A 26,481-nucleotide genomic window follows, 5' to 3' on the forward strand; every position below is an offset into this window, starting at 1 on the left:
ATCTTATCCGCGCCACGCCGCGCGCGCCGCGGCCAGCGGCGCGTATTTGGGGCTGTCGACCGCGCATTTGCTCAGCACATCGCGCCGCAGCTTTGCGAGCAGCGCGGGTTCGGACAGCGTCCGCTCGCCCGACAGCAGCGCATCCGCGAGCGCCTTGTCCTCCGCGCGGCATCCGGCGCCCAGATCGCGCAGCACGATGCCGAGCGCGTTCATCGCCACCACCGCCTCGAACTTGGCATGGCCTTGCGCACCCGGTTTGATCGCGCCTTCGATCCAACCCCGCACCGCCTCGACCATCTCGGCGTTCGTCGGCTCGCCCGTCGGCGCGTGTGCGGCCTCCGGCGACGCGGGAAGTGCCCGGTCGCGCTCGGCATCGGGCGCCTCCACCTCGAGCAGCCGGACAAGGTCGAGCTCCTGCTCGGCCGTCCGCCGCCCGACGACAACGCGCTCGATCGTCCTGTCGGCGCCGCTCCGCCATGCCTGCCCCATCTGCAGGCACCCAAGCGCCCACCAGAGCGTCCGGTAGATCAGCCAGAAGCGGAAGCGGTCGCGGTCGACCTTCACGCCCCCCGCGCCCTCATAGGCCGCAAAATAGTCATCGAGGCTGCCGAGCCCGAACGCCGGCCGATCGAGCTGCCCGAAGCGCCACACGCTCATGCAGCCGAACGCCAGATCCTCGTGCGCGTCGCCGCGGTGCGCCAGCTCCCAGTCGAGCACCGCGGCCAGGCCATCCGGCCCCGCCATCACGTTGCCCATCCGGTAGTCGCCATGCACCAGCACCGGCGGCGCCGGGTCGGGCAGATGATCCTCGCACCAGCGGATCGCGAGCGCGATCGCCGGGCGGTCGCCGCCGTAAGACAGAAAGCGCGCCTTGAGCTCGGCGAGCGCTGCGCCCGTGTCCATCAGCGGGATCGCGTCGGGAACCGTATCCAGCGGAATGGCGTGGATATGCGCCAGCTCGCGGCCGAGATCGCCGAGCAACGACGCGGGCGGATCGGCCAGTATCTTCGCCGGCGACACCTCGCCGACCACCCGCCGCATGACATAGCCGGTGCCGAGAGCGTCGCCCGGCTCCAGCGCCCCCACCACCTCCGGCGCCCGAACCCCCGCCGCAAAGGCCGCCATCACCAGCGCCGCCTCGTCGCGATGGCCGAACGGACGATCGGCCATATAAGCGGCCGATGGCGCGCGGCGCAGGACATAACCCGCCGTCCGGCCCTCCGCCTCCCAGTCGAACGACCAGCTCTCCATATTCGCGCCGCCCGAAAGGCGCGATAAGCCGGAAAGCGCGCCGGCGCCAACGATACGCAGCATCAACAGGGAAAGCAGATCGGAGAAATCCGTCACAGGGCCGGCGGCCGGCGCAGCATCGGGTTTCGTCGGTATCTCGCGCATAGCCCTTGCTTCCCACCCCCGTCGCCCGACACTTTACTTAGTATGCTAACTATAAGCGAGGAATCGGTTCGCGGCAAGCCAGCTCGACAGGCCGAATAACAGATTTGGCGTCAATCGACGAAGCGCGGTTCGGTTTCGCCCGCGACTGCGCCGATCCGCTCGACGCGTGGGACAGCCTCGCCCGGCCTCGGTGCTATTCGCCGTCGAAGGGCGGTTCGGCCCGCGAATAATTGGCTGCGCCCTTCGCCGTGCCGATCGACGACAATATGATCAGGCCGATCGCAAACCATTGCGTGAACGAAAGCAATTCGCCGAGAAGGAAGAAACCCATCAGCGCCCCGACCGCGGGTTCGGCGCTGAGCAGCGTGCCGAAACTGTTCGGCGGCAGGCGGCGCAGCGCGACCATTTCGAATCCGTATGGAATCGCGCTCGAAACGAGGCCGACGACCAGCCCCAGCGCCAGTATCTCCGGCTGGAGCAATTCGGCGCCGGCCTGGATGACGCCGACTGGCGCCGCGACGACGGCCGCGACGATCGTGCCGCCCGCCGCCGCAGCGGGCCCGTGCTGCGCGCCTGCGCGCTTGCCGAGCAATATATAGGCGGCCCAGCAGAGGCCCGCGAACAGCGCCAGCGCGACGCCCCGCCAGTCGAGATGCGCCGTGCCCGCACGAATCGGCAGCAGGAGCAGCAGGCCGAACACCGCGATCCCGATCCAGAGGAAATCCGCGCGCCGACGCGAGGTCAGCACCGCGACGCTGAGCGGACCGATGAATTCGATCGCGATCGCGATGCCGAGCGGAATATAGCTCAGCGCATTATAGAAGCTGAGGTTCATCGCGCCGAGCACGACGCCATAGGCAAGGATCGAGCGCCAGCCCGCACGATAGTTCAGCCGCCACGGGCGGAGCACCGCCGACAGCAGGATCGCGCCGAAAATCAGGCGCAGCGCCGTGGTCCCCGCCGGCCCGACCAGCGGGAACAGGCTCTTCGCCAGCGCCGCACCGCCCGTCACCGACACGAGCGACAGGAACAGCGCGCCGAGCGCGAGCAAATCGATCGTTCCGCGGGCGGGAGTCCTGGGGTCGGAAAAGGTCATGGCCGCTTGTCGTTGGACAAGACCGGGTCAATTCGCAAGATGCGTTCGGCGTGACCGTGGACACCGGCCGGACCCGCAACGGAAATGTTCCGTCTGGGCCATCAAGCCATTCTTTCGGCGCCTCGAACAGGATGGTGCTGGAAGATTCGAACATCTCCGCGTAAGGCGCGACTTTCATGTCCAAATCCGTCCCGGGATCACCGCCGCGAGCGCCGCCACCGCATCGGCGGGCATGTCGCTGTCGCTGCGCGGCGTCGCGCGTGAGGTTCGCTTCGTCACCGCGCACAGCCGCTGCGGCGCCGCGCTCGACATCGACTGGTCTTCGCTGGCGCGCGGTGGATCGACCCTCGCCTTCTACATGGGCTGCGAGGCCGCGGGCGAAATCCGGCGCGGCCTGATGCGGGCGGGGATGCCGGGCGAAATGCCGGTGATGATCGCATACGAGGCCAGCGGCCCCGGCGAGCGGCGGCTCGTCACCCGGCTCGATCTTCTCGACCTTGCGACCAAATCCTTCGCCGCCGGCGCCCCGACGCTCATTCTGGTCGGCGCTGCCGTGATGGTCGCCGGCGGCGCCGCAGCGCTACCCGCGAACAGCTCGCTCGCGGCCTATGGGCAATAATTGGCGTCCGCGCAGTCTGCGCCGCCGGGGTACATGATCTTACCGCTCATCGCCCCAAAGCGGATATCACCTTAGCACGCCTTTCGACGTCTGCGCCCGAGCGTAAAGGAACAGTGCGATTACGATGACCCAGATCACCGCGGTGAAGATCATCGGGAAAGTCCCGAACATCCGCTCCAGATCGGAATAGTGCATCCCGAACTGATAGATGCTGCTGATCGCGAGGCCGACAAGCGACAGTAGGAAAGCGGTTACGGCGTGACGACTGCGCGCGAGCAGCAGAAGCGATCCAAGTACAGATCCCCACACTCCCAAAGCCCAGCCGACATTGGCCCACAGCGGGAAGCTGGTGAAATAGGCCTGTTGTTCGGGCGTAAAGGCGGCCATATATTCGGCATTGCCCATCTTGGTCATCACATAGTCGAACGCGCCAAAAGCGTTCCACAGCAGCGATACGACGCCGACGGCCCACAGGTGCCACGGTGTTTTCACGGCTTCGGTCATAATCACCTCCCCCTCCAGAAAGATCAGGCGAAACTATCATCCTTTGCCGTCGCCAGCAATATGGTGATATAGTCGCGCAATACAGCGATATTGCGGTCGAAATAGCCGATGTCGCGATAGGTGCGCGCCTGCATCACGGCGCCCTCCATCACCGTCAGCACGAACTCGCCGAGCGCTTTGCGGTCGGTGCGCTTGGGCAGGCGGTCGGCGGCCGCCTCGAAGCAGTTCGCGATCGCCGCCGACCAATTGCTGAAATTCGCCGCCATCAGTTCGCGCACCACCGGATCGGGCTCGTGGATTTCGAGCGCGAGACTGCCGATCGGGCAGCCATAGGTGCAGTCGGTGACGATCAGATGCGTGCGATAGCCCGCGAGCAGCGCGAAGATGCGCTCGATCGGATCGTCGACACCCGCCCAATTGGGTGCGAGCAGCATCGCGTCGATGCCGTCGCGATAGAGTTCGAGCACGCCGACGAGCACGTCCTGCTTGCCCGGAAAGAAATGATAGAGGCTGCCCGAATGGACCTGGCTGCGCGACAAGATGTCGGCCACCGAGGTCGAGAGATAGCCCTTCTCCCAGAACAGCTCCATCGCGGTCATCAGGATGCGCTGGCGCGTGTCGGCGGCGTTCATGCCTATCCCGCCCGGTCATAGGCGGCGCGGAGCCAGCCGGCGACATCGCCTTCCGCATCCTCACCCGCCGCGATCCGCACGCGATGCGACACCATCGCGTTCCAGCTTCCCGCCAGTTCGAGCTTGCCTGCCGGCTCCTCGCCCTTGAGCGCGAGGCCGATGTCGAAGCGATCCTTGGTCGAGGGCTGGAGCAGCGCGAACTGCTTCTTGCGGCGGAGGCTCACATAGCCCTTCTTCGGCGCCAGCTCGACGTCATCGCCGAAACCCTGCACGAGCAGGATCAGCCGGTCGTAGAGCGGCCGCCAATGCGCCTTCGCGCCGTCGAACGCCGCTTCGACCAGCGCCTCATCGTCCTGCGACAGCGACGAGGAGGCGTTCGCGGCATGAACGATCATATTGGCATAGCCGTGGCCAAGCCCATGTTCGGATTTGAGATGGTTCACCAGCGCCATATGGCCGGCGATTCCCGTCGCGCGCGCGGTGGCGACCCATTCATCGAGTCCCTTGCCGGTCTTCGCCCGCAAATTCTCGCCCATCTTCTCGAATTCGTCGGCCATGGCCGTCCTCCCTCGTCAAGATGAGTTGATTGAACATTCAACCAAGCATTTTGTCAAGAGACTTGGCAACCGCGCCCCACAACCCGATATGCGCCCCATGTGTGTCGTCGCCCTTGCTCACCGCGTCCATCCCGACTGGCCGCTCATCCTCATCGGCAACCGCGACGAGTTTCACGAACGCCCCGCCGCGCCGCTTCATGAGTGGGACGACGGCAGCGGCCTCGTCGCCGGGCGCGACCTGCAGGCTGGTGGCACCTGGCTCGGCGTCCATCGCCCGAGCGGCCGCGCCGTCGTCGTCACCAACGTCCGCGGCGCAATGCCCGATCCCGCAAAGGAATCGCGCGGCGCGCTCGTATCCGACCTGCTGCGCGGCGAAGGGCGCTTCGCCGATCCGGCTGCCGAAGACATGCCGCGCTTCAACGCCTTCAACCTGTTCGCCGTGGACGGCAGCGCGGCGCGGCTGCTGACCAACCGGCCTGTCCCGCTGATCATGCCGCTCGAACCCGGCGTCCACGCGCTCGCCAACGAACCCGTCGACGCCCCCTGTCCGCGTGCCGAGCGCTTGCGCGCTGCGCTCGAAGCTACGGTCGAGGCGAGCGCCGATCCCGCCGGCCTGCTCGACACGCTGATGGCCGAGGACGACCCCGCGCTGTTCCTGCGCGGCGACGTCTATGGCACGCGCGCCTCAACGCTCGTGCTGATCGCGGCGAATGGCGCGGTCCGGATGACCGAGCGCCGATATGAAGCGGGCGGCCGTCCCGCTGGAACGACCGCCCTCGAATTTCAACTCGGCTGAGCCGGCGAAACTTATTTCGGCGCGAGCACCATCAGCATCTGGCGGCCTTCGGTGCGCGGGTGCGCCTCGACCTTCGCAACTTCGGCGGTCATCTCGGCGACGCGCTGGAGCACGTTGAGGCCCAGCTGGGTGTGGCTCATCTCGCGGCCGCGGAAGCGCATGGTCATCTTGACCTTGTCGCCTTCCTCGAGGAAGTCGAAGACCTTCTTCATCTTCACGTCGAAATCATGATCGTCGATGTTCGGACGCATCTTGATCTCTTTGATTTCCTGCGTCTTCTGGCTCTTGCGTGCGAGGTTCGCCTTTTTCTGCGCCTCGTATTTGAACTTGCCGACGTCGAGGAATTTGCACACCGGCGGATCGGCGTTTGGAGATACTTCGACCAGGTCGAGCCCGACCTCGGCCGCCTGCTCGATCGCCTCGGCTGTTAGCATGACGCCCAGATTTTCGCCTTCCTCATCGATCACGCGGACTTTGGGAGAGGCGATGAATTCATTGTAACGCGGGCCGTTCTTGGGCGGCATCGGCGCCATCGGGCGACGGGTCATGGGCGGTGGTATAGCTGTATCTCCTGAAACATATTAAACGCGCGCGCGGAATCGACGCCGATACACGCGCGACTGTCATATAGTGATCGCGCGGCGGGCGTAAAGGCCGCCGCGCTTTTCCGATAGCGGTTTTCGGCCGACTGTGGCCGGTCTGCCACGCTCAATCGCGGCTCACCATTTGGTCGGCGCGGCGTCGATAACGCGGAAGCCGCCGGCCCCGATTTCGCTGACCTCGAGCGCGCGCTCGGCGATGCCGCGGTTGCTGAAGCGAAAGATGCCGTCGATCCCGCCGAAGCCGTCGGCGGCGAGCAGGCGGCTCGTCGGGAAATTGCTCCCCGGCTTCCAGTCCCGCGCGATGCGCACCGTCAGCAGCACCGAATCATAGCCGAGGCTGGCGAGCCGGTAAGGCGGCCGGCCGAAACGGGTGCGATATTTGGTCGCGAGCTGGCCGTAGAGGCCGTCGGAGACGCTGGCGAACCATGCCCCGCGCATCGCGGCATTGCTGCCCAGCGCCGCGTCGGTGTTCCACAGCTCGGTGCCGAGGATCTGCTTGCTCCCCGTGCCCTTGATCACCGGCACGGCGCGAATGGCATTGCCGCCGCTGTCGGCGATGAGCACCGCGTCGATCGCGCCCGCGTTGGCGAGCCGCCGCGCCGCACCCGACAGCGCGGTCGCGCTGCGGTCATAGCTTTCGACCGCGACCAGCGTGCCGCCCGCCTTGGCGACCGCGGCGCGGAACGAGGCGGCCGAACGGTCGCCATAGACATTCTTGGGCACGAGCGCGCCGAAGCGCTGATGGCCTTTCGATCGCGAAAAGGCGACGATACGCTCGACCGACTGGCCGGGGACAAAGCCCATGATGAAGACGCCGTTGCCCGCGACGCTGCTGTCGTTCGAGAAGCTCAGCACCGGAACCTTGGCCGCGCGCGCAACCGGCGCAACCGCCGAGACATCCTCGCTGAGCAGCGGGCCGAGGATCAGCTTGTTGCCGTCGGCGACCGCCTGCCGCGCCGCCGCGGCAGCGCCGAGCGCGGTGTCGTAAGTCGTGATGCGCACGCGCTCGGTGCGCGTATCGAGCAGCGCCAGCGTCGTCGCATTGGCGATCGCGTTGCCGACGTCGGCATTGGCGCCCGTCTGCGGCACGAGCAGCGCGACGCGGTGACGATCGGTATCGGTGGGCAGCCCGGGGCCGACATTGTCGGTCGGGTCGGTCGGTGGCGGCGGAGTCGCCGGGCCGCCGGTCTTCGGCACCACCTGGCACGCCGCGAGCAGCCCCGCCATCGCCATCACGCCGAGCCCGCGCAGCATCGCGCGACGCGGCGACGCATTCGCCTGGCGCGCGCCACCATGGCAGTCTGGGGCAGTTTCTGCCATTTTCGGCGTCATGCCAGATTCGAACATCTCAGATTCTCCCTTGCCCGGTCTCTATATCGTCGCGACGCCCATCGGCAACCTCGGCGACATCGGCGCGCGCGCGGCCAGCACGCTCGCCTCCGCCGACGTGATCGCCGCCGAGGATACGCGCGTGACCGCGAAACTGCTGTCGCATCTGGGTTTGCGTGTGCCGATGACCCCCTATCATGATCACAGCGACGAACGCACCCGCGCCGCGCTGGTTGCGCGCATGGAAGGGGAAGTTGTCGTTTTGGTGTCGGATGCGGGCACGCCGCTGATTTCGGACCCCGGTTACAAGCTCGTCCGCGACGCGCGCGCGGCGGGGCGCCATGTCACCACCCTGCCCGGCCCCTGCGCCGCGATCGCGGGCATCACCCTGTCGGGTCTGCCGAGCGACCGCTTTCTCTTCGCGGGATTCCTCCCCAACAAGGCAAAGGCGCGCGCCGACACGATCGCCGAATTCGCCGCCCTGCGCGCAACATTGGTCTTCTACGAAAGCGGCCCGCGCCTCACCGCCGCGCTCGCCGCGCTCGCCGAGGGATTGGGCGACCGCGAGGCCGCGGTCGCGCGCGAGATCAGCAAGATGTTCGAGGAATGCGTCACCGGCACGCTAACCGAGCTTTCCGCGCGCTATGCCGACGCGCCACCCAAAGGCGAGATCGTCGTCATCGTCGGCCCGCCGGGCGAGGCAAAGGCCGAAGACGCCGACGACGCGACGCTCGACGCCGCGCTGCGCGAGGCGATGGCGGACAAGCCCGTCGCACAGGCGGCCAAGGCGGTCGCCAAACGCTTCGGCCTCGACCGGCACGACATCTACGCCCGCGCGCTCGCACTAAAGGAACAGGCTTGAACCGCGCCGCCGCCGAAGCGCGCGGGCGCAAGGCCGAACGTCGCGCCGCCTGGTGGCTGCGTCTTCACGGCTGGCGCATAATCGGCGAGCGGCTGCGCGTCCCCGTCGGCGAAGTCGATCTCGTCGCCCGGCGCGGGCGGATGATCGCCTTCGTCGAAGTCAAATGGCGCGACCGCGCGGAAGACCTCGACCTCGCGATCGACCCGTACCGCCTCCGCCGCGTCGCCGCGGCCGCGGAAATGCTCGCCCCGCGCTTCGCGGGCCCGCGCGACGACATCCGGATCGACGTGATGCTCCTTGCACCGCGCCGCCTGCCGCGCCATCTGGTCCACGTCTGGCAGCTGTGAGGACGCCGGCCTTGAAGATGGAGAAAAGCATGACCCTGCGCGCCGCGGTACAAATGGACCCGATGGACAATATCAATATCGGGGGCGACAGCAGCTTTGCTTTGATCCTGAAGGCGCTCGAGCGCGGGTACGAACTCTATCACTACGACGTCCGCGGCCTGACGTGGGAGGCCGGGCGGCTGACCACCAAGGCGCACCGCATCGTCGAGGCAAAGCGCGAGGCTGGCGATCACTACCGCTTCGGCGACCCGGTGACGCTCGACCTTGGCCGCGATATCGACGTCGTGTTGATGCGGCAGGACCCGCCCTTCGATCTCGGTTACCTCACCGGCACCTGGCTGCTCGAACGCATCGCGGGCGAGACGCTGGTCGTCAACGATCCCGTCTCGGTCCGCAACGCGCCCGAAAAGGTCTTCGTCCTCGACTTTCCCGAGTTCATGCCGCCGACGATGGTCACGCGCGATCTCGACGCGGTGAAAGATTTTCAGGCGCGCCACGGCGCGGTCGTCGTCAAGCCGCTGCACGGCAACGGCGGCAAGGCGGTGTTCCGCATCGACGCCGACGGCGGCAATCTGGGCGCGCTCGTCGAACTGTTCGGACAGGTGTGGCCCGAACCCTTCATGGTCCAGCAATTCCTGCCCAGCGTTGCCCAAGGCGACAAGCGCATCGTGCTCGTCGACGGCGAGGTCGCGGGGGCGATCAACCGCAAGCCCGGCGAAGGCGAGTTCCGCTCGAACCTCGCGGTCGGCGGCTATGCCGAGGCCGCCGAACTCACCCCACGCGAACAGGAAATCTGCGACGTGCTCGGGCCCGCCTTGCGCGAACGCGGGCTGGTCTTCGTCGGCATCGACGTGATCGGCGGCGAGTGGCTGACCGAGATCAACGTCACCTCACCCACCGGTATCGTCGCGATCGACCGTTTCAACAACAGCGATACGGCGGGAATGATCTGGGACGCGATCAAGCGACGCATCGGCTGACCGCGCGAAGCGTTGCTCCCCCATGACCGATTTCATCCTGAACCTGATCCAGAGCTGGGGCTATGCGGGGATTTTCATCCTCATGTTCATCGAGAACGTGTTTCCGCCTATCCCGTCCGAAGTGATCATGGGGCTGGGCGGGATCGCCGTCGCGCAGGGCCGATTCGATTTCTGGACGCTCGTCGCGGTCGCGGTCGCGGGCACGACTGCCGGCAACTGGATTTGGTACGCGATCGGGCGCTGGATCGGGTATGAGCGGCTCAAACCCTTCATCGACCGCCACGGCCGCTGGCTGACGCTCGACTGGGACGAAGTCGAACGGATGCACAATTTCTTCCTGAAATATGGCCCGGCCATCGTGTTCATCGCGCGTTTCATGCCCGTCGCGCGAACGATGGTATCGCTGCCCGCGGGCATGGTGCGGATGAACCAGCTGAAATTCCTGATCTGGACCGCCGCCGGGTCGACGATCTGGATCGCCGCGCTCGCCGGCGCGGGCAACTGGTTCGGCGGGAAGTTCGCCAATCTAGACGCGTTTGTCGGCCCGGTGGCGCTAGTCGCGATCGGCTCGCTGATCGCGCTCTATATCTACCGGGTCGTCACCTGGAAGTCGAAAACGAAGGGCGAATGACTGGCCTTTTGCCGCAGCGGCGACGGCTGCTATCGGTTGTTAGCGGCCATCGCATCCCGATCGGCCGTGATCGACCAAAACGGGGTGGAAAGCGGGCGTAGCACTCCTAGCTAAACCGGCTCAAATCTACGCTGCGAACTACGCCGCTAAATTCGCGCCCGCTCAACTGTTTCCGTCATGACCTCACGCTCGACCTCGCCACCGGCTTCGGTCTTCGTTTTTTCAATTGAGATCGTTCGCTTCCAAACTCGGCCCTGCGCATTCGCTCTCAGGATCACTTCGATCGTGCCGGTAACCTGTTCAGCTTTTCGTTTCGCGTATGCCTCTTCAAAGGAGATTGGCTTCCCCATGATTTTACCAACGATGACATCGCTTTGCGCGTCAGCACGATGAAAATAATCCTCGTTAGCAGCCATATCGACGGAGAATGTATGGCTCTCGCCATCGACACTTTGAAGCCGGCCAGAATCGATGGCTGCGGGGTGGCTGAAGGTCGCCCCTTCAATTAAATGATCCGGCTGAATCTTGATGGCCCGGATCGTTTCCAGGATGGCATCGGGATCGCATTCCACCTGGAACGCATTCCAGGTGAAGTACCAAGTGCCACACGCATCCACGGGAATTTCAGCGGCTTTGAGCCATGCGTCGCGACGCTCTTCTAACTCGCCTCGATTGAGAAGCTTCATGCTACCATTGCTGGCCTCAAAAATGCGCACCGGAAATTGCCAGTTGATGAGGCGTGCTTTGTCGTCAGGCTCAGCTATTTCATAGAGCCGTTCGACTCCGTTGTCGCGGAGAGCCAAAATCTGTTCGAGATATTCATGCCCGCCGCTGCTGCTCGAGGATGAACCGTTCTCTCCCTTACTCTCAGATTGATGGAACAAAGTAATTCGAAACTGATCGCCAATCTTCTCGTCTTGCGCCTGCCCCCAAACTGGCGCCGACAGAAAGACCAGAAGAACGCATAGTGTTGCAAGTTTCATCGTCGGAACGTTATGTTGGTTCACTCCAATTTCCAAGGTTCATTCCTCTCCGATGCGAGCGTCCGCAACCGACCGGAAGAGGGCATTCCCATTACCGTCACCCCGGGCTTGACCCGGGGCCTGCCTTGCCTTTTCGCCGTCGTCAGGAAGAAAAGGCGGGTCCCGGGTCAAGCCCGGGATGACGAAAGTGAGAGCATGCAATGGCAGCCCCCCACCTCAAAGCGGCTCTCACGCCCGCGGATGCGCGCTCCGATAAATGTCGAGCAAATGCGCGGCATCGACCGCCGTATAGACCTGCGTCGAGGCAAGGCTCGCATGGCCGAGCAATTCCTGCAAACTCCGCAGATCGGCGCCGCCCGCGAGCAGGTGCGTCGCGAAGCTGTGGCGCAGCGCGTGCGGCGTCGTGCGTTCGGGCAGGCCCAGCGCGCGCCGCGCCGACCGCACGCTCGCCCGCACCACGCCCGGCTGGAGCGGCCCGCCACGCGCGCCGAGAAACAGCGGCGTCTCCTTCGCGATCGGGTATGGACAGGCCGCGACATAGCGCGACACGGCACTCGCCACCGCGGGCAGGATCGGCACGATGCGCGTCTTCGCCCGCTTGCCGGTGACGCGCAGCGTATCGCCCAACGGCAGCACCGCGCCGGTCAGCGACAGCGCCTCGCCGATGCGCAGCCCCGCGCCATAGAGCAGCAGCAGCAGCGCGAAATCGCGCGCACCGACCCAGCCCTCCCGCGCATTGTCCTCGACATCCTGCGCCAATTGCAACGCCTCGGCGGGCGCCACCGGCCGCGGCAGGCCCTTCTTGACGCGCGGCCCACGCATCTGCGGCACGCTGGCGTTCGATCCGCCGACGAAGCGCAGGAAGCTGCGCAGCGCCGAAAGCTCGCGCGCCGCAGACGCGTTACCAAGGCCTTCGGCGCGGCGCTCGGCGAGATAAGCGCGCAAATCGTTCGGCGTCAGCGTCTTCAGCAAACGCGCGTCGACCGCCCCGCCGCGATGGCGCGACAGGAAAGCGCGAAAGCGCTCGGCGGTCGCGATATAGGCGCGGCGCGTATGCTCCGACCGGCGCTTTTCGTGCGCCAGGTGGGCATCCCAGTCGCGGATCATGTCTTGCGCCACCAAAGCTCCCTCTAGTCCCGTTCGTGTCGAGCGAAGTCGAGACACGCTGGCGCCTCATGCCAACGGTGGACAGAGATTAGTGGGTTTTCACCACCTCGGAAAGGATCGAGTCGAGCAGCAATATACCCTCGTCGGTCACCGCCAACCGGTCGCCCGCGCTGCGCATCAGCCCCTGTCCCGCCTGCCGCGCCACCGCATCGGCATCGATAAACGCCGCGCGCCCCAGCCCGCTCCGCGCCTCGATCCGCGCCAGGTCGACACCCTCGTTCAGCCGCAGCCCCATCAGCATCGCCTCAGTCGCGCGTTCGTGCGGCGGCAGATCGGCCTCGACTTTCAGCCCATGGCCGTTGCGCGTCACCGCCGCGATGAAATTCTCGGGCTTCTTGTGCCGTTCGGTCGCCTGTCCCAGCCGCCGGCCATGCGCGCCGGGCCCGACGCCGGCATAATCGGCATAGCGCCAATAGGCGAGATTGTGCCGGCTTTCCTGCCCGATGCGCGCATGGTTCGACACCTCGTAGCGCGGCAGGCCGGCGGCGCGCGTCATCGCCTGTGTCGCGTCGAACAGGTCGGCGGCGGCATCGCCATCGGGGATGGTGAGGTCGCCTCTGGCCGCCAGCGTGGCGAAACGCGTGCCGGGCTCGATCGTGAGCTGATAGAGCGAGAGATGATCGGTGCCGAACGCGAGCGCATCCGCCAACTCGCTTTCCCAAGCGGCGAGCGACTGGCCCGGCCGCGCATAGATCAGATCGAAGCTGACGCGGTCGAAACTGGCCTGTGCCGCGGCGATCGCGCGCCGCGCCTCGTCCCCGCTGTGCGCACGCCCCAGAAATTCAAGCACTTGCGCATCGAAGCTCTGGACGCCGATCGAAACGCGATTGACCCCCGCGGCGGCGAGATCGGCGAAATTGGCGACTTCGACCGAGTTGGGGTTCGCTTCCAGTGTAATCTCGACATCGCCGGCGAGCCCCCACAGCGCCTCCGCCTCGGCTATTACCGCCGAGACCGTTGCGGGCGGCATCAGGCTGGGCGTGCCGCCGCCGAAGAAGATCGAGCCGACCGTGCGGCCGGGCAGCAATGCGGCTTCATGCCGCAAATCCGCCAGCAACGCGTCGCGCCACGCCGCCTGATCGACGCGCTCGCGCACATGGCTGTTGAAGTCGCAATAGGGGCATTTCGACACGCAAAACGGCCAATGGACATAAAGGGCGAGCGGTTCGGCCATGGGCAGCGATATAGGGGCTGCCGCGCGGATGTCAGCCGCCTTGGAGCAATCGCACGATATGGGCGCGGATATCGGCGGGCCATTCGGCGATCGACGCGGCAAAGCCCGCATCATCGTCGCGGTAAAGCGCGCGCAGAGCCTCCTCATAACCCAGCCGGTCGCCGCAGACGTGGCTCATGAAATGATAAGCCGCGTCGCGGCGCTGCTTCGTGTCGGGTTCGCCCTTGCTCGCGGCTTCGACCAATCGCCGCAGCGCCGCCGACGCGCCGCCCGGCTGCGCGGCGAGCCAGTCCCAATGCCGTGGCAATAGCGTGACTTCGCGCGCCTTGACGCCCAGCCGCGGGCGCCCGGCCGCCGGCGCGGGCGTTCGCTGGGCGGCATCCCAATAGTCGAGGTCGGTCAAGCGGCCGCTGCGATCGTCGAAAACGAGGACCGCGCCGAGATCGGCGGGATAGCGATCCTCGAGCGTGCGGGTGACGCTTTGGCGGCTGCCCGAAGCGAGTTGCGCGTCGCCAAGGAAGGCGGTGACGGTGGCAAGATCATCAATCATGCCTGCCATTTATACCCGGGTAAAACTTGAGTAAATATCACCCGGGTAAAATTACCGCAAATCGAAGGCCCCCGCCACCAGTTTGGCGAAGGCATCGGCCCGATGACTGATCGCATGCTTCTCTGCCGGACTTATTTCAGCATAAGTCAACGTGTTACCTGACGGAACGAAGACTGGATCATAACCAAACCCCAGCTTCCCGCGCGGCGGCCAGGTCAGACTACCCTCCGCGGCACCTTCGTAAACATCGGCATGCCCGTCAGGCCAGGCGAGGGCCAGGGTACAGACAAAGCGGGCGCTGCGATCGACCTCGGTCCCCTGTTCGGCGAGCAGGCCCTCGACCTTGCCCATCGCCATATACCAGTCGCGCCCGGCGTTGCCCTCGAACCATTGGCGTTCGGCCCAGTCGGCAGTGTAGACCCCCGGCCGCCCGCCAAGCGCTGCGACCTCGAGCCCGCTGTCGTCGGCGAGCGCCGGCAGGCCCGCCGCCGTCGCGCTCGCATGCGCCTTCAGCAGCGCATTTTCGCGAAAGGTCTTCCCCGTCTCCTCGGGCTCGGGCAGGTCGAGATCTCCCGCCGACACCGGCTCAATCCCAAGGGGTTCGAGCAGCGCGCGAATCTCACGCACCTTGCCCGCGTTATGGCTGGCGATGACGAGCTTGCCGGGCGCGAGCTTACGCGTCATCAGCGCCCCGTCGCCTTATCCTGCGCCGCAAAAATCTCGCCGCAGCCGATGCGCGCGAGGCGGAGCAGGCGCAGCAGGCCCTCTTCGTCATAGGTCGCGCCCTCGGCGCTCGCCTGCACCTCGACGATCTGGCCCTTGCCGGTCAGCACGAAATTGCCATCGGCCTCGGCGGTCGAATCCTCGTCGTAATCGAGGTCGAGCACGGGCGTTCCGCGATAGATGCCGCACGAAATCGCGCCGACTTTGTCCTCGATCGGATCCTCGGCCAGCATCTTCGCCGCGAGCAACTTGTCGACCGCGAGCCGCATCGCGACCCAAGCGCCCGAGATCGAGGCGGTGCGCGTGCCGCCGTCGGCCTGGATCACGTCGCAATCTATGATGATCTGGCGCTCGCCAAGCTTTTTCATATCGACGACAGCGCGCAAGCTGCGGCCGATCAGGCGCTGGATTTCCTGCGTGCGGCCCGACTGCTTGCCCTTCGCGGCTTCGCGGCTGCCGCGCGTGTGCGTCGCGCGGGGCAGCATGCCATATTCGGCGGTCACCCAACCAGCGCCCTTGCCGCGCATCCACGACGGCACCTTCTCGTCGACGCTCGCGGTCACGAGCACCTTCGTATTACCGAAGCTGACGAGCACGCTGCCCTCGGCGTGAATGGTAAATTCGGTTTCGATGGCGATGGGGCGCATCTGGTCGGGCGCGCGGCCGGAAGGGCGCATGTCGGGATTCTCCTGAATGTGTGCGGCGCGCTTAGCCGCGCAGACCCCGCTTGGCCAGAGCATAGCTTGCCCTCGCTCGCGCGAGTCCCTAGATCCACAGCATGGCCACGCCCCCGATCACCGAACTCACCACGCGCGCGCGCGATGTGTTCCGGCTGGTGGTCGATGCCTATCTGGAGACCGGCCAACCGGTCGGGTCGCGCACCTTGTCGAAGCTCGCGACGCTCAACCTCTCGCCCGCGTCGATTCGCAACGTGATGCAGGATCTCGAGGAATATGGCCTGCTCGCCAGCCCCCACACCAGCGCGGGGCGGCTGCCGACCGAACAGGGCCTCCGCCTCTTCGTCGACGGGATGATGCAGGTTGCCGAGCCCAGCGCCGAAGACCGCGCGCAGATCGAGGCCAGCCTGTCCGAAGGCGGTCCGATCGAAAGCGCGCTCGCACAGGCGACCTCCGCTCTTTCCGGGCTGTCGGCATGCGCGGGCCTCGTGCTCGTTCCCAAACATGAGCGGGTTCTGAAGCAGCTCGCCTTCGTGCCGCTGTCGGCGAACCAGTCGCTCGTCGTGCTCGTCGCGGGCGACGGGGCAGTCGAGAATCGCGTGATCGACATACCCGCGGGCCTTGCCCCGTCGGCGCTGGTCGAGGCGGGCAATTATATCTCGTCGATGCTCAGCGGGCTGACGCTGACCGAAGCGATGGCACGGGTGCGCCACGAGATCGAAGCCGAGCGGATCGCAATCGACCGTGCGGCGCAGGACCTTGTGAGCCGCGGCCTCGCGATATGGTCGTCCGACGGCACGGACCGTCCGGTGTTGATCGTGCGCGGGCAAGCGAACCTGCTCGACGAGAGCGCGGTCGGCGACCTCGACCGCGTCCGCCAATTGCTCGACGAGCTCGAGACCAAGCAGGACATCGCGCAACTGCTCGACAGCGCGCGGGAGGGCAGCGCGACCCGGATTTTCATCGGGTCGGAAAATAAATTATTCTCGCTTTCGGGCTCGTCCGTGATAGCGGCGCCCTATCGCGGCGCGGACGGGCGCGTGGTGGGCGTGGTCGGGGTGATCGGCCCCACGCGCTTGAACTATGCCCGGATCGTTCCCATGGTGGATTTCACCGCACAATCGCTCTCCAGACTGATACGATAGGTTTATGACGAACATTGAAAACGACACGCCGGTCGACGACGGCGCGAACACCGAAACCGCCGAAGGCGCCGCGCCCACACAGGGCGAGAATGAAGAGCTGGCGCATCTCGCCGAACAGGTCGCCGCGCTTCAGCAGGACCTGCTCTATGCGCGCGCCGAGGTGCAGAATGTCACGCGCCGCAAGGACAAGGAAATCGCCGACGCGCACGCCTATGCCGCGACGAAGTTCGCGCGCGATATCCTGTCGGTTGCCGACAATCTCGGCCGCGCGCTCGCTGCATTGAGCGAGGAACAGCGCGCCGACGAAGCGATCAAACCGCTGATCACCGGCCTTGAGGCGACCGAGCGCGAATTGCTTAGCGTTTTCGAGCGCAACGGTATCACGCGCATCGCCGCGATCGGCCTGCCGCTGGACCCCAACCAGCATCAGGCGATGCTCGAAATCCCGAGCGACAAGGAACCCGGCACGATCGTGCAGGAAATGCAGGCGGGCTATATGCTGAAGGACCGGCTGCTGCGCCCCGCGATGGTGGGCGTTGCGAAGGCCGGATAAAACGCGCCGCACATTGCAGACAAAAGAAACCCCGGCTTTCGCCGGGGTTTTTGTTCGATCAAGCCGCCTTGCGGAGCTTCGCGAGCTTCTTCAGCACCATCTCGCGCTTCAGCCGCGACAGATGGTCGATGAAGAGAATGCCTTCCAGATGGTCATGCTCGTGCTGGATGCACGTCGCCATCAGCCCGGTCATGCGTTCCTGATGATGCTTGCCGTCCTCGTCCTGCCAGTCGACGGTAACCTCGGCGGGGCGCGTCACATCGGCATATTGCTCGGGGACCGACAGGCAGCCTTCGGAATAGATGCTATGCTCTTCGCTCTCGTCCGAAAAGACGGGGTTGATGAAGACGCGCGGCTCGCGGATGACCTTCTTGCCCTCGGGGTCCTCGGGATCGGCTTCCTGCAGATCGATGACAAGGATGCGCTTCGCGACCCCGACCTGGATCGCGGCGAGCCCGATGCCGGGCGCGTCATACATCGTCTCGAACATGTCAGCGACCAGCGTCTTCAGCTCAGCATCGAATGTCTCGACGGGCTTCGAAATGACGCGCAGCCGGGGATCCGGGGTCTCTATGATGGGTAGGATGGCCATGGCGTGCAGGTATGAACTCCGATGCTCGACGTCAACCCACCGGTCGACGCGCCCTCAGCGCCTGCGCCAGCGTCCCTTCGTCGAGATAATCGAGCTCGCCGCCCACCGGCAGGCCATGTGCGAGCTGCGTCAGTCGCACCGGATAGCCCTCCAGCCGCTCGGCCAGATAATGCGCGGTCGTCTGCCCCTCCAGCGTCGCATTCATCGCGAGCACGACTTCGTCGATCCCGCCTGCGGCGACGCGCGTCACCAAAGCGTCGATACTGAGATCCTGCGGGCGAACGCCTTCCAGCGCCGAGAGTCGCCCGCCTAGGACGTGATATTTGCCAGGAAAGAGTCGCGACTTGTCGAGCGCCCAGAGGTCGGAGACTTCTTCGACGACGCACAGGCTGCGCGCGTCGCGGCGCGGGTCGGCGCAGATCGCGCAGGGATCCTGCGTGTCGACATTTCCGCAGATCCCGCAGGTAACGAGCCGTTCGGACACCGTCTGGAGCGCCGCGAGCAGCGGCGCGAAGCTGCTTTCGCGCTTCTTCATCAGGTGCAGCACCGCGCGCCGCGCCGAACGCGGGCCGAGCCCCGGCAGGCGGGCTAGTTGCTGGACGAGCGCTTCGATTTCGGTTGAGGCCATGCTCCGTTGGTAGTGGGTGTGCAAACGCTGCACAATATCCCTCCCTTGCCCCACTTTCGTCATCCCGGACTTGATCCGGGGTCCAGCTTTCCGCCGTCGCCGAGCGGGATCCCGGATCAAGTCCGGGATGACGAAAGTGGGGAGCGTTGACCTTGCGCCGCGCCGCATCCTCCGCCAAAGCGCCGCCCATGCGCATCGCCTTCATGGGAACGCCGCCCTTTGCGGTGCCGACGCTCGCCGCACTCCACGCGGCGGGGCACGACATCGCGGCGGTCTATAGCCAGCCCCCCCGCCCCGCGCAGCGCGGCAAGAAATTGCAGAAAAGCCCGGTGCAGGTCTGGGCCGAGGAGCAGGGCCTCCCCGTCCGCACGCCGAAGAGCCTGAAGAGCGAGGAAGCGCAGGCCGAATTCGCCGCGCTCGATCTCGATGTCGCGGTGGTCGCGGCCTATGGCCTGATCCTGCCGCTAGCGGTGCTCGATGCCCCGCGCGAAGGCTGCCTCAACGTCCATGGTTCGATCCTGCCGCGCTGGCGCGGCGCCGCGCCGGTGCAGCGCGCGATCCTCGCGGGCGATGCCGAGACGGGCGTGACGATCATGCAGATGGACGCGGGGCTCGACACCGGCGCGATGCGGCTGATCGAGAAGACGCCGACCGGACGCAAGAGCGCAGGCGTGCTCACCCACGAACTCGCAGAAATGGGCGCGCTGATGATGCGGCGCGTGCTGAGCGACCTCCACGCCTTCCCACCCGTACCCCAACCCGATGAGGGCGTCACTTACGCGGCGAAGATTGACAAGAGCGAGGCGCGGCTCGATTTCCTGACCAGCGCGGTGCAGGTCGAGCGGCAGGTGCGCGCGTTCAACCCGGTGCCGGGCGCCTTCTTCGAACTCGAAGGCGAACGATACAAGATGCTGGGGGCCGACGTGGTCCATCCGTCGGATACGGTCGCGGGTGCCGCGCCCGGCGTCACGCTCGACGACGCGCTCGCCATCGCCTGCAACCCCGGCGCGATCCGTGCAACGCGCGTCCAGCGCGCGGGAAAGCCCGCGATGGACGCCGCCGAACTGCTGCGCGGCCGCGCGATTCCCGCTGGAACTCGCGTCGCATGACCCGCTTCGCCCTCACCATCGAATATGACGGCCGCCCCTATATGGGTTGGCAGCGGCAGGCGCATGGCCCCAGCGTCCAGCAGGTGATCGAGGAAGCGATCCACCGCTTCACCGCCGAGGACGTGCAGGTGCTGAGCGCGGGACGCACCGACGCCGGCGTCCACGCCATCGCGATGCGCGCGCACGTGGATATCGAAAAGCCGCTGACCCCGTTCAAGCTGACCGAGGCACTCAATGCGCAATTGCGGCCGGCGCCGGTCGCCATCGTCGGGTGCGAAGTGGTTGCCGACGACTGGCACGCGCGCTTCGCGTGCATCGGGCGGTCCTACGAATATCGCATCGTCAACCGCCGCGCCCCGCTGACGTGGGACAGGGGCCTGTCCTGGCAGGTCGCACGCCCGCTCGATACCGACGCGATGCACGCCGCCGCGCAGCAACTCATCGGCCTCCACGATTTCACCACCTTCCGCTCGGCGCACTGCCAATCGCAAAGCCCGGTGAAGACGCTCGACAAGCTCAGCGTCAGCCGCCACGGCGAGGAAGTGATCGTCGAGGCCGCGGCGCGCAGCTTCCTCCACCATCAGGTGCGCTCGATGGTCGGCAGCCTGACGCTGGTCGGTCACGGCAAATGGTCGGCCCGCGACCTGAAGGCCGCGCTCGACGCGGCGGACCGGCAAGCACTGGGGCTGAATGCGCCGCCCGACGGGCTCTATTTCATGAGCGCTACCTATCCCTGAACGAAAAAGGGCGGCCCTACCAGACCGCCCTTTCCTTCATCGCAGTGGACGCGATTAAACCTTTTCGGCGTAGTAGAGCGGCGCATGCTCGTTGAGGATCTGGAGGATCTTCGCTTGCGCGGTCTTTTCGTCGCTCTCTTCCATCGCGGCGAGTTCGCGCGCGAGCCGGCTCGACGCCGCTTCGAAGATCTGGCGCTCCGAATAGCTTTGTTCGGGCTGGTCGTCGGCGCGGAACAGGTCGCGGGTCACTTCGGCGATCGACACGAGGTCGCCCGAATTGATCTTCGCTTCATATTCCTGCGCGCGGCGCGACCACATGGTGCGCTTGACCTTCGGCTTGGTAGTCAGGACCTGCAGCGCTTCCTTCAGCGTCTTGTCCGACGACAGTTTGCGCATGCCGACGCCTTCGGCCTTGTTCGTCGGAACGCGAAGGGTCATTTTTTCCTTTTCGAAGCGGAGAACATAAAGTTCCAGCTGCATGCCGGCGATTTCGGATTTTTGCAGCTCGATGACGCGCCCCACGCCATGCTTCGGATAAACAACATAGTCACCGACTTCGAAAACGGGAGTGCTTGCGGACATTCAAGTTCCTTTCAGTGGCCTTGCCGGGGAGACGGGGAAGCGCGTGAACAGCTCTGTATCCGGCCCTCTATCGGAGGGGGATTGGGCTGGTAGGGCGGCGCTAGCCAATCAGCGTGACAAGGAATGGGCTCCATCGGAAACGCCAAGCGTGCCCCAGCCCAAGCGGCGGGAAGAGGCACAATGTCGGCGTGTTGATATTTATTATAACAGATTCGCAACAAAATTGCCACCCCCGCGCGGAAATGCGCGGGTCAGCGCCTTGACGGCTCCTCACACCCGTTTCAGGTTGAAACGAAATCATAGATGGAGAGCCGTTATGAAGGATCAAGTCTGGTGGGTCACCGGGGCGTCGTCGGGCATCGGCGCGGCGCTCGCCAAAGCGCTGTCGGCGCGCGGCGCGAAGCTGATCCTGTCGGGGCGCAATGTCGCCGCGCTCGAAGCCGTCGCAGCCGAATGCGCGACCGAGACGCTGGTCCTGCCGTTCGAGGCAACCGACTATGCCGCCCTCCCCGCGATCGCCGAGCAGGCCTGGGCGTGGCGCGGCGGTGTCGAAGGCCTCGTCAACAACGCCGGCATCTCGCAGCGCAGCCTGGCGATCGAAACCGACTTTTCAGTTTATGAGCGGATCATCGCGGTCGACCTGCTCGCCCCCATCGCCCTCACCCAGCAATTGCTGCCGCGCATGGTCGAGGCAGGGGGCGGACAGATCATCGCGATCTCAAGCGTTGCGGGCATCGCCGGCGTGCCGCTGCGCAGCGCTTATTCGGCGGCAAAGCACGGAATCATCGGCTATCATGACGCGGTGCGCGCCGAGAATGAACATCTGGGGCTGAAAGTGCTCGTCGTTGCGCCCGGATCGGTGCGAACCAACGTCAGCCGAAATGCGCTCAACGCCGACGGCAGCACACGCGGGCAAAGCGACGCCGCGATCGAGAACGGCCTGTCGCCCGACGATGCAGCGGCGCAGATGCTCGCCGCGGCCGATGCCGGCGTACGCGAACTGGTGGTCGCCGAAGGCGCCGAGGCGGCGATCGCGGCGATGCGTCGCGGCGATCCCGACGCGCTGTTCGACCGGATGAGCGCGATGGTGCAGGCGGGCTATGCCCGGCAGATGAACGCAACCTCGGCATCCTGAAGGACGGCTGGCGAGCGGATGCGGATGCGGATCAAACTGGGGTGCTGATCGCGATGGCCAACCTCGACAATCAATGGAGCCTCTCTAACCCGGGACGTGACGAGCTTTTGTTGTGGCTTGAACCATGGGCCGAAGAGTTTGTCATACCGGCTAGATCAACCGTCGCCATGAGACCGTCCGGTGGGCGCCCCCTTGGTGAGGTTGAATGGACACCCGATCATCTCATCGTGTGGGCAAGTGCTCCAACCGTAGAGGTTTTCATCGACGGTTTGCTCCAAGATTCCGGGTCGGCAACTATCGCTGTTCCTGAAGATCTGACCAGGGGAATGCTCAACGTCGTCTTTGCTGGTCAGCCCGCCGCTCGTCTTGGCGGCACTCCTGTAAATGGGAATGAGCGATTATCCCTGTGGGGCCATATCAAGCATCGCTTGCGCTGGTAGATTGCGGGCACAGGCATTTGTGCGGGCCTCAATCGTCAACATCCGCTCTCTAACGCCACAGCCGACAAGAAAGGCCCCGCCGGATCGCTCCGACGGGGCCTTTTTTACCCGAGAGCAGTGCAGCTTACGCCGCGCCGTGCGCCAGTGCCGCGAGGAGCAGGATCGCCACGATATTGGTGATCTTGATCATCGGGTTGACCGCCGGACCCGCGGTATCCTTGTACGGATCGCCGACAGTGTCGCCGGTGACAGCGGCCTTATGGGCCTCGCTGCCCTTGCCGCCGTGGTTGCCGTCCTCGATATATTTCTTGGCGTTGTCCCACGCGCCGCCGCCCGAGGTCATCGAGATGGCGACGAACAGCCCGCCGACGATCACGCCGAGCAGGAGTGCGCCGAGCGCCTCGAGCGCGGCGGCCGGACCGGCGACCGCGCGGATCACGAAGAACACCACGATCGGTGCGAGCACCGGCAGCAGGCTGGGCACGATCATTTCCTTGATCGCCGCCTTGGTGACGAGGTCGACGGTGCGGGCATAGTCGGGGCGGCTGGTGCCGTCCATTATGCCCTTGTTGTTCGCGAACTGGTCGCGGACGTCCTTCACCACGTCGCCCGCGGCGCGGCCTACCGCGGTCATGCCCATCGCCCCGAAAAGGTAAGGCAGGAGCGCGCCGAGCAGCAGCCCGACGATGACATAAGGCGACGACAGCGAGAAGGTCAGCGGCGCATCGATGCCGAGCTTCGCCGAATATTCGGCGATGTCGGCGGTGTAGGTGCCGAACAGCACCAGCGCCGCAAGCCCCGCCGAACCGATGGCATAGCCCTTGGTCACCGCCTTGGTCGTGTTGCCCACGGCGTCGAGCAGGTCGGTCTTTTCACGAACCGAATCATCGAGGCCCGCCATTTCGGCGATGCCGCCGGCGTTGTCGGTGACAGGACCATAGGCGTCGAGCGCGACGACCATGCCCGCGAGCGCGAGCATCGCGGTGGCGCCGAATGCGATGCCGATGATGCCGGCGGTCTGATAGGCAACGATGATGCCGACGCAAATGACGAGCGTCGGCAGCGCGGTCGATTCAAGGCTGATAGCGAGGCCTTGAATCACGTTGGTGCCGTGTCCCGTTTCCGACGCCTTGGCGATGCTGCGCACGGGGCGATAGTTGGTGCCCGTGTAATATTCGGTGATCCAGATGATCAGCCCGGTGATGACGAGACCGAGCAGCGAGCAATAGAAAAGGTCGCTGCCGTTAAACTCGGTGCCCGTGATGTTGCTGGTCATATCACCGCCCAGCGCATAGCTGGTCGAGAACCAGATTGCCGGGATCGACAGGACTGCGGTGACAAGGAAGCCCTTGTACATAGCACCCATGACGTTCGTCCCGCTGCCGAGACGCACGAAGTAGGTGCCGATGATCGAGGTAACGATGCACACGCCGCCCATGAGCAGCGGCAGCGTCATCAGCGGCAACAGCATGTCGCCGGCGCCCTTCAAGAGCAACGCGATCAACACCATCGTGGCGCCGACGGTGACGACATAGGTTTCGAAAAGGTCGGCCGCCATGCCCGCGCAGTCGCCGACATTGTCGCCGACGTTATCGGCGATCACCGCGGGGTTGCGCGGATCGTCCTCGGGAATCCCGGCCTCGACCTTGCCGACAAGGTCTGCGCCGACGTCGGCCGCCTTGGTGAAGATGCCGCCGCCGAGGCGCGCGAAGATCGAGATCAGCGACGCGCCGAAAGCCAGCGCGACGAGCGCGTCGACGACGGTACGGTCCTCACCGCCGACGGTGTAGCCGCCGGGGCCGATCAGATACCAGAAGAAGACGGAGATCGCGAGCAAGGCAAGGCCCGCCACGAGCATGCCGGTGATCGCGCCGGCGCGGAATGCCATGGTGAGGCCCGCCTGCAACCCGGTCTGCGCCGCGGCCGCAGTGCGGACGTTCGCTTTGACCGAGATGTTCATGCCGACGAAACCGGCGACGCCCGACAGGACGGCGCCGATGACGAAGCCGGTCGCCGAGATCGGGCCGAGGAACAGCCCGACCAATATGGCGACGACGACGCCGACGATGGCGATGGTACGATATTGGCGGCCCAGATAGGCCTTGGCGCCTTCCTGGATGGCGCCGGCAATTTCCTGCATCTTCTCATTACCCGCCGATGCGCTGAGCACCTGCCGCGAGGTAATGAACCCATAGAGCACAGCCAAAAGGCCGCACGCTATCGCGATCAAAACCGGATTCATGCGTGTTGCTTCCTTCCCATGAGAAGGGCGACGCAGAAGATAGCAGTCGAGCACGTCCGACTTATTGATGCCGGTTCGCTCTCTCCCCTGATGCGACCGCCCCAAATTTGGACGCCGAGTTATGGGAAGAAAGATTGCCAAGGGCAAGCCCGGTTATTCGGCGCTCTTGCGCGCTTTCGGATCAGTGCATGAAGCCGAGGCGCTCGGGCGGGGCGATGCGCTGCGCACGGTGGGTGAGCGCGATTCCCGCACCCACCCCGGCATGGCCGAGCGGGGTCACCGCAACATTCAGCCCGTCCGCGATATCCCTGATCTGTCCAGCCACACCCGGGTCGGCGGCGAACAGGAGCTGGTAATCGTCCCCCGCGCTGGCGGCGGCGAGCCGCGTGTCGAGCACATCGGGCCGCACCGCGAGCAGCGCCGCCGACAGGGGGATCGATTCGAGCATGATGCCGATTTCGCACCCGCTCGCCGCGGCCATCCGCTGCGCATCGATGAGCAGACCGTCGGACACATCCATCATCGCATGGACGTGGTTTGCGACCGCCTGTCCGAACCCCAATTGCGGCTCGGGCCGGTTGTAGGCCGTCAGGCAGGTTTCGTTCGCATCCTCCTGCCCGAGCCGCATCGCGAGCCCGAGCCCGGCATTGCCGATCGTCCCGGTCACCCAGATCTGGTCGCCGGGTCGTACACCATTTCGGGCAGGCGCGCCGGTGGCGGGCGCTTTTCCGACGGCGGTCAACCCGAAGGTTCGCGGCGTACCCGCCGGAACGCCCACCGTATCGCCGCCAAGCAGCGGCACCTCGTATCGGCGCAGCACTTCGCCGAGACCGCGGACGAAAGCTGCGTCCCAATATTCGTCGCCGGTCAGGCTATACCCGACGAGCACGCCGAGCGGACGGGCACCCTTGGCGGCCAGATCGGACAGGTTCACCGCGACGAGTTTCCACGCGACATCCTGCGGCCGCTCGTCGGGAAGGAAATGGATGCCCTCGACGATCATGTCGTGCGTGAGGACGAGGTCGCCCAGCACCGCCGCATCGTCGGCAAGCCCGCGCGCGGCGGGATGGGTCGCGATGGCGCGCAGGCGGGCGATGAAATCGGCTTCGCTCATATTACCCTCTCGTTCGAGGGATGCTCTCTGTCCGTTCGTGTCGAGCGAAGTCGAGACACCCATCGCCGTAGCGCCAAGCCGAGGGGCATCTCGACTTCGCTCGATGCGAACGGATATCTTATGCGCCGGTTCCCCGCACATCCTTACCGATCGCGTCAAGCAGGCCGTTCGCGAACCCCGCCTCGCGCTGGTCGAAGAAGGCCTTGGCGACATCGACATATTCGCTGACCACCGCGCCGACCGGCACGTCGCCGCGCGCGATCAGTTCATAGGTGCCCGCGCGCAGGATCGCCTTCATCGTACGGTCGAGCCGATCCATCGTCCAGCCGCTCGCGAGCCGCGCGACGATCGCAGCGTCGATTTCGTCCGCGCGCGCCAGCACGCCCTTCACGATATCGTCGAAGAAGGGAATGTCGGCGTCGGCATATTCGGCGTCCTCGATGATCGCGCCGATGCGGTGCTGGTGGAACTCGTGGATGAGCTGCGCAACCGGCGTCGCCTCCATCTCGTGCTGGTAGAGCGCCTGCACGGCGGCGAGGCGGGCGGCGGAGCGGGATTGGGCGCGTTTGTTCATGGCTTT

At 65.6% G+C, this 26,481-nt stretch carries 31 protein-coding genes; 12 read left to right on the forward strand and 19 right to left on the reverse strand.

Translation table 11 applies throughout. The features are described from left to right. Nucleotides 1-3: 3 nt before the first annotated feature. Nucleotides 4-1,395 carry a phosphotransferase family protein gene (locus tag E5675_RS13425; RefSeq protein ID WP_247594618.1) on the reverse strand — a complete coding sequence of 464 codons (1,392 nt, stop codon included), beginning with the start codon at nt 1,393-1,395 and terminating at the stop codon, nt 4-6. 193 nt (nt 1,396-1,588) lie between these two features. Continuing rightward, on the reverse strand, nt 1,589-2,491 hold the full coding sequence (locus tag E5675_RS13430) for an EamA family transporter (protein WP_136174959.1): 903 nt from the start codon (nt 2,489-2,491) through the stop codon (nt 1,589-1,591). On the opposite strand from E5675_RS13430, the gene E5675_RS13435 reads away from it, so the two are divergent. Further along, a complete protein-coding gene (locus E5675_RS13435; RefSeq protein ID WP_136174960.1) occupies nt 2,490-3,110 on the forward strand; it encodes an SAM-dependent methyltransferase in 621 nt (206 codons plus the stop codon). The genes E5675_RS13430 and E5675_RS13435 overlap by 2 nt on opposite strands. Nucleotides 3,111-3,176: 66 nt before the next feature. Here E5675_RS13435 and E5675_RS13440 read toward each other — a convergent pair whose 3' ends face one another. The 3 genes from E5675_RS13440 to E5675_RS13450 are packed head-to-tail and all read right to left on the reverse strand — an operon-like array spanning nt 3,177 to nt 4,803. Beyond that, complete coding sequence (locus tag E5675_RS13440) at nt 3,177-3,614, reverse strand: hypothetical protein (protein WP_136174961.1); 438 nt, start codon at nt 3,612-3,614, stop codon at nt 3,177-3,179. Between the two features lie 23 nt (nt 3,615-3,637). After that, on the reverse strand, nt 3,638-4,246 hold the full coding sequence (locus tag E5675_RS13445) for a TetR/AcrR family transcriptional regulator (RefSeq protein WP_136174962.1): 609 nt from the start codon (nt 4,244-4,246) through the stop codon (nt 3,638-3,640). A gap of 2 nt (nt 4,247-4,248) precedes the next feature. Next, nucleotides 4,249-4,803 carry a DUF4287 domain-containing protein gene (locus E5675_RS13450; RefSeq protein ID WP_136174963.1) on the reverse strand — a complete coding sequence of 185 codons (555 nt, stop codon included), beginning with the start codon at nt 4,801-4,803 and terminating at the stop codon, nt 4,249-4,251. 97 nt (nt 4,804-4,900) lie between these two features. Here E5675_RS13450 and E5675_RS13455 point away from each other — a divergent pair, with 97 nt between their 5' ends. Continuing rightward, the gene (locus E5675_RS13455) at nt 4,901-5,599 is read left to right on the forward strand and encodes an NRDE family protein (RefSeq protein ID WP_136174964.1); all 699 of its coding nucleotides are present in this window, start codon (nt 4,901-4,903) and stop codon (nt 5,597-5,599) included. Between the two features lie 11 nt (nt 5,600-5,610). On the opposite strand, the gene infC is transcribed toward E5675_RS13455, so the two are convergent. Together infC and E5675_RS13465 are read right to left on the reverse strand one after the other, a co-directional pair. Beyond that, nucleotides 5,611-6,147, reverse strand: a complete 537-nt coding sequence (gene infC / locus E5675_RS13460) for a translation initiation factor IF-3 (RefSeq protein WP_037556593.1) — start codon at nt 6,145-6,147, stop codon at nt 5,611-5,613. A 171-nt stretch (nt 6,148-6,318) separates the two neighbouring features. Then, nucleotides 6,319-7,455, reverse strand: coding sequence for a penicillin-binding protein activator (locus tag E5675_RS13465; protein ID WP_136176478.1), 1,137 nt, complete (start codon nt 7,453-7,455; stop codon nt 6,319-6,321). 76 nt (nt 7,456-7,531) lie between these two features. On the opposite strand from E5675_RS13465, the gene rsmI reads away from it, so the two are divergent. The 4 genes from rsmI to E5675_RS13485 are packed head-to-tail and all read left to right on the forward strand — an operon-like array spanning nt 7,532 to nt 10,350. Further along, the gene (gene rsmI, locus E5675_RS13470) at nt 7,532-8,392 is read left to right on the forward strand and encodes a 16S rRNA (cytidine(1402)-2'-O)-methyltransferase (protein ID WP_136174965.1); all 861 of its coding nucleotides are present in this window, start codon (nt 7,532-7,534) and stop codon (nt 8,390-8,392) included. After that, nucleotides 8,389-8,739 (forward strand): YraN family protein, encoded by a 351-nt coding sequence (locus tag E5675_RS13475; RefSeq protein WP_136174966.1) that lies wholly within the window; start codon nt 8,389-8,391, stop codon nt 8,737-8,739. Before rsmI ends, E5675_RS13475 begins: the two co-directional genes overlap by 4 nt. Before the next feature lie 29 nt (nt 8,740-8,768). Next, a complete protein-coding gene (gene gshB, locus E5675_RS13480) occupies nt 8,769-9,719 on the forward strand; it encodes a glutathione synthase (protein ID WP_136174967.1) in 951 nt (316 codons plus the stop codon). A gap of 22 nt (nt 9,720-9,741) precedes the next feature. After that, a complete protein-coding gene (locus E5675_RS13485; protein WP_136174968.1) occupies nt 9,742-10,350 on the forward strand; it encodes a DedA family protein in 609 nt (202 codons plus the stop codon). Nucleotides 10,351-10,496: 146 nt separating this feature from the next. Here E5675_RS13485 and E5675_RS13490 read toward each other — a convergent pair whose 3' ends face one another. From E5675_RS13490 to rph, 6 genes are all read right to left on the reverse strand, one after another. After that, entirely contained in the window at nt 10,497-11,357 is an 861-nt protein-coding gene (locus E5675_RS13490; protein ID WP_168707865.1) for a hypothetical protein, read from the reverse strand. Nucleotides 11,358-11,561: 204 nt separating this feature from the next. Further along, nucleotides 11,562-12,440, reverse strand: a complete 879-nt coding sequence (locus E5675_RS13495) for a tyrosine recombinase XerC (protein ID WP_136176479.1) — start codon at nt 12,438-12,440, stop codon at nt 11,562-11,564. Between the two features lie 88 nt (nt 12,441-12,528). After that, complete coding sequence (hemW, locus tag E5675_RS13500; protein WP_136174970.1) at nt 12,529-13,674, reverse strand: radical SAM family heme chaperone HemW; 1,146 nt, start codon at nt 13,672-13,674, stop codon at nt 12,529-12,531. A gap of 31 nt (nt 13,675-13,705) precedes the next feature. Continuing rightward, nucleotides 13,706-14,224 carry a DUF2239 family protein gene (locus E5675_RS13505; protein WP_136174971.1) on the reverse strand — a complete coding sequence of 173 codons (519 nt, stop codon included), beginning with the start codon at nt 14,222-14,224 and terminating at the stop codon, nt 13,706-13,708. Between the two features lie 51 nt (nt 14,225-14,275). Then, nucleotides 14,276-14,908 carry an RdgB/HAM1 family non-canonical purine NTP pyrophosphatase gene (gene rdgB / locus E5675_RS13510; protein ID WP_136174972.1) on the reverse strand — a complete coding sequence of 211 codons (633 nt, stop codon included), beginning with the start codon at nt 14,906-14,908 and terminating at the stop codon, nt 14,276-14,278. Next, nucleotides 14,908-15,624 (reverse strand): ribonuclease PH, encoded by a 717-nt coding sequence (gene rph, locus E5675_RS13515; protein WP_136174973.1) that lies wholly within the window; start codon nt 15,622-15,624, stop codon nt 14,908-14,910. Before rph ends, rdgB begins: the two co-directional genes overlap by 1 nt. Before the next feature lie 101 nt (nt 15,625-15,725). On the opposite strand from rph, the gene hrcA reads away from it, so the two are divergent. After that, a complete protein-coding gene (hrcA, locus tag E5675_RS13520) occupies nt 15,726-16,769 on the forward strand; it encodes a heat-inducible transcriptional repressor HrcA (RefSeq protein WP_136174974.1) in 1,044 nt (347 codons plus the stop codon). Nucleotides 16,770-16,773: 4 nt separating this feature from the next. After that, a complete protein-coding gene (gene grpE, locus E5675_RS13525; RefSeq protein WP_136174975.1) occupies nt 16,774-17,322 on the forward strand; it encodes a nucleotide exchange factor GrpE in 549 nt (182 codons plus the stop codon). 58 nt (nt 17,323-17,380) lie between these two features. Here grpE and def read toward each other — a convergent pair whose 3' ends face one another. Further along, entirely contained in the window at nt 17,381-17,914 is a 534-nt protein-coding gene (gene def / locus E5675_RS13530) for a peptide deformylase (RefSeq protein ID WP_136174976.1), read from the reverse strand. Between the two features lie 31 nt (nt 17,915-17,945). Next, complete coding sequence (gene recR / locus E5675_RS13535) at nt 17,946-18,542, reverse strand: recombination mediator RecR (RefSeq protein ID WP_136174977.1); 597 nt, start codon at nt 18,540-18,542, stop codon at nt 17,946-17,948. 188 nt (nt 18,543-18,730) lie between these two features. Here recR and fmt point away from each other — a divergent pair, with 188 nt between their 5' ends. Then, on the forward strand, nt 18,731-19,651 hold the full coding sequence (gene fmt, locus E5675_RS13540) for a methionyl-tRNA formyltransferase (protein WP_136174978.1): 921 nt from the start codon (nt 18,731-18,733) through the stop codon (nt 19,649-19,651). Then, a complete protein-coding gene (gene truA / locus E5675_RS13545; protein ID WP_136174979.1) occupies nt 19,648-20,388 on the forward strand; it encodes a tRNA pseudouridine(38-40) synthase TruA in 741 nt (246 codons plus the stop codon). The genes fmt and truA overlap by 4 nt, the downstream gene beginning before the upstream one ends. A 54-nt stretch (nt 20,389-20,442) precedes the next feature. Here the strand turns inward: truA and E5675_RS13550 are convergent, their stop codons facing one another. After that, nucleotides 20,443-20,970: a CarD family transcriptional regulator gene (locus E5675_RS13550; protein ID WP_037556573.1), complete on the reverse strand. Its 528-nt coding sequence runs from the start codon at nt 20,968-20,970 to the stop codon at nt 20,443-20,445. Nucleotides 20,971-21,286: 316 nt separating this feature from the next. Between E5675_RS13550 and E5675_RS13555 the strand changes: the two genes are divergently transcribed. After that, nucleotides 21,287-22,105, forward strand: coding sequence for an SDR family NAD(P)-dependent oxidoreductase (locus E5675_RS13555; RefSeq protein WP_136174980.1), 819 nt, complete (start codon nt 21,287-21,289; stop codon nt 22,103-22,105). Between the two features lie 53 nt (nt 22,106-22,158). Then, nucleotides 22,159-22,545 carry a hypothetical protein gene (locus E5675_RS13560; protein WP_136174981.1) on the forward strand — a complete coding sequence of 129 codons (387 nt, stop codon included), beginning with the start codon at nt 22,159-22,161 and terminating at the stop codon, nt 22,543-22,545. Between the two features lie 124 nt (nt 22,546-22,669). Here E5675_RS13560 and E5675_RS13565 read toward each other — a convergent pair whose 3' ends face one another. The 3 genes from E5675_RS13565 to nusB form a co-directional block, all read right to left on the reverse strand. Beyond that, the gene (locus tag E5675_RS13565; protein ID WP_136174982.1) at nt 22,670-24,787 is read right to left on the reverse strand and encodes a sodium-translocating pyrophosphatase; all 2,118 of its coding nucleotides are present in this window, start codon (nt 24,785-24,787) and stop codon (nt 22,670-22,672) included. Between the two features lie 181 nt (nt 24,788-24,968). Continuing rightward, nucleotides 24,969-25,901 (reverse strand): thiamine-phosphate kinase, encoded by a 933-nt coding sequence (gene thiL, locus E5675_RS13570; RefSeq protein WP_136174983.1) that lies wholly within the window; start codon nt 25,899-25,901, stop codon nt 24,969-24,971. A gap of 118 nt (nt 25,902-26,019) precedes the next feature. Continuing rightward, entirely contained in the window at nt 26,020-26,475 is a 456-nt protein-coding gene (gene nusB, locus E5675_RS13575; protein ID WP_136174984.1) for a transcription antitermination factor NusB, read from the reverse strand. Between the last annotated feature and the right edge of the window lie 6 nt (nt 26,476-26,481).

Source organism: Sphingopyxis sp. PAMC25046, assembly GCF_004795895.1.
Lineage (GTDB): Bacteria > Pseudomonadota > Alphaproteobacteria > Sphingomonadales > Sphingomonadaceae > Sphingopyxis.

What these genes read in the sequence shown, in the direction of transcription:
- E5675_RS13430 (WP_136174959.1), bottom strand. Translation starts at nt 2,491, where the DNA reads ATGACCTTTTCCGACCCCAGGACTCCCGCCCGCGGAACGATCGATTTG.
- E5675_RS13560 (WP_136174981.1), top strand. Translation starts at nt 22,159, where the DNA reads ATGGCCAACCTCGACAATCAATGGAGCCTCTCTAACCCGGGACGTGAC.
- E5675_RS13555 (WP_136174980.1), top strand. Translation starts at nt 21,287, where the DNA reads ATGAAGGATCAAGTCTGGTGGGTCACCGGGGCGTCGTCGGGCATCGGC.
- E5675_RS13495 (WP_136176479.1), bottom strand. Translation starts at nt 12,440, where the DNA reads ATGATCCGCGACTGGGATGCCCACCTGGCGCACGAAAAGCGCCGGTCG.
- E5675_RS13565 (WP_136174982.1), bottom strand. Translation starts at nt 24,787, where the DNA reads ATGAATCCGGTTTTGATCGCGATAGCGTGCGGCCTTTTGGCTGTGCTC.
- hrcA (WP_136174974.1), top strand. Translation starts at nt 15,726, where the DNA reads ATGGCCACGCCCCCGATCACCGAACTCACCACGCGCGCGCGCGATGTG.
- recR (WP_136174977.1), bottom strand. Translation starts at nt 18,542, where the DNA reads ATGGCCTCAACCGAAATCGAAGCGCTCGTCCAGCAACTAGCCCGCCTG.
- rdgB (WP_136174972.1), bottom strand. Translation starts at nt 14,908, where the DNA reads ATGACGCGTAAGCTCGCGCCCGGCAAGCTCGTCATCGCCAGCCATAAC.
- thiL (WP_136174983.1), bottom strand. Translation starts at nt 25,901, where the DNA reads ATGAGCGAAGCCGATTTCATCGCCCGCCTGCGCGCCATCGCGACCCAT.
- rsmI (WP_136174965.1), top strand. Translation starts at nt 7,532, where the DNA reads ATGCCAGATTCGAACATCTCAGATTCTCCCTTGCCCGGTCTCTATATC.
- E5675_RS13485 (WP_136174968.1), top strand. Translation starts at nt 9,742, where the DNA reads ATGACCGATTTCATCCTGAACCTGATCCAGAGCTGGGGCTATGCGGGG.
- E5675_RS13435 (WP_136174960.1), top strand. Translation starts at nt 2,490, where the DNA reads ATGGCCGCTTGTCGTTGGACAAGACCGGGTCAATTCGCAAGATGCGTT.
- def (WP_136174976.1), bottom strand. Translation starts at nt 17,914, where the DNA reads ATGGCCATCCTACCCATCATAGAGACCCCGGATCCCCGGCTGCGCGTC.
- E5675_RS13450 (WP_136174963.1), bottom strand. Translation starts at nt 4,803, where the DNA reads ATGGCCGACGAATTCGAGAAGATGGGCGAGAATTTGCGGGCGAAGACC.
- truA (WP_136174979.1), top strand. Translation starts at nt 19,648, where the DNA reads ATGACCCGCTTCGCCCTCACCATCGAATATGACGGCCGCCCCTATATG.
- fmt (WP_136174978.1), top strand. Translation starts at nt 18,731, where the DNA reads ATGCGCATCGCCTTCATGGGAACGCCGCCCTTTGCGGTGCCGACGCTC.
- E5675_RS13445 (WP_136174962.1), bottom strand. Translation starts at nt 4,246, where the DNA reads ATGAACGCCGCCGACACGCGCCAGCGCATCCTGATGACCGCGATGGAG.
- E5675_RS13505 (WP_136174971.1), bottom strand. Translation starts at nt 14,224, where the DNA reads ATGATTGATGATCTTGCCACCGTCACCGCCTTCCTTGGCGACGCGCAA.
- E5675_RS13550 (WP_037556573.1), bottom strand. Translation starts at nt 20,970, where the DNA reads ATGTCCGCAAGCACTCCCGTTTTCGAAGTCGGTGACTATGTTGTTTAT.
- grpE (WP_136174975.1), top strand. Translation starts at nt 16,774, where the DNA reads ATGACGAACATTGAAAACGACACGCCGGTCGACGACGGCGCGAACACC.
- E5675_RS13425 (WP_247594618.1), bottom strand. Translation starts at nt 1,395, where the DNA reads ATGCGCGAGATACCGACGAAACCCGATGCTGCGCCGGCCGCCGGCCCT.
- E5675_RS13440 (WP_136174961.1), bottom strand. Translation starts at nt 3,614, where the DNA reads ATGACCGAAGCCGTGAAAACACCGTGGCACCTGTGGGCCGTCGGCGTC.
- hemW (WP_136174970.1), bottom strand. Translation starts at nt 13,674, where the DNA reads ATGGCCGAACCGCTCGCCCTTTATGTCCATTGGCCGTTTTGCGTGTCG.
- nusB (WP_136174984.1), bottom strand. Translation starts at nt 26,475, where the DNA reads ATGAACAAACGCGCCCAATCCCGCTCCGCCGCCCGCCTCGCCGCCGTG.
- E5675_RS13455 (WP_136174964.1), top strand. Translation starts at nt 4,901, where the DNA reads ATGTGTGTCGTCGCCCTTGCTCACCGCGTCCATCCCGACTGGCCGCTC.
- E5675_RS13465 (WP_136176478.1), bottom strand. Translation starts at nt 7,455, where the DNA reads ATGCTGCGCGGGCTCGGCGTGATGGCGATGGCGGGGCTGCTCGCGGCG.
- gshB (WP_136174967.1), top strand. Translation starts at nt 8,769, where the DNA reads ATGACCCTGCGCGCCGCGGTACAAATGGACCCGATGGACAATATCAAT.
- rph (WP_136174973.1), bottom strand. Translation starts at nt 15,624, where the DNA reads ATGCGCCCTTCCGGCCGCGCGCCCGACCAGATGCGCCCCATCGCCATC.
- infC (WP_037556593.1), bottom strand. Translation starts at nt 6,147, where the DNA reads ATGACCCGTCGCCCGATGGCGCCGATGCCGCCCAAGAACGGCCCGCGT.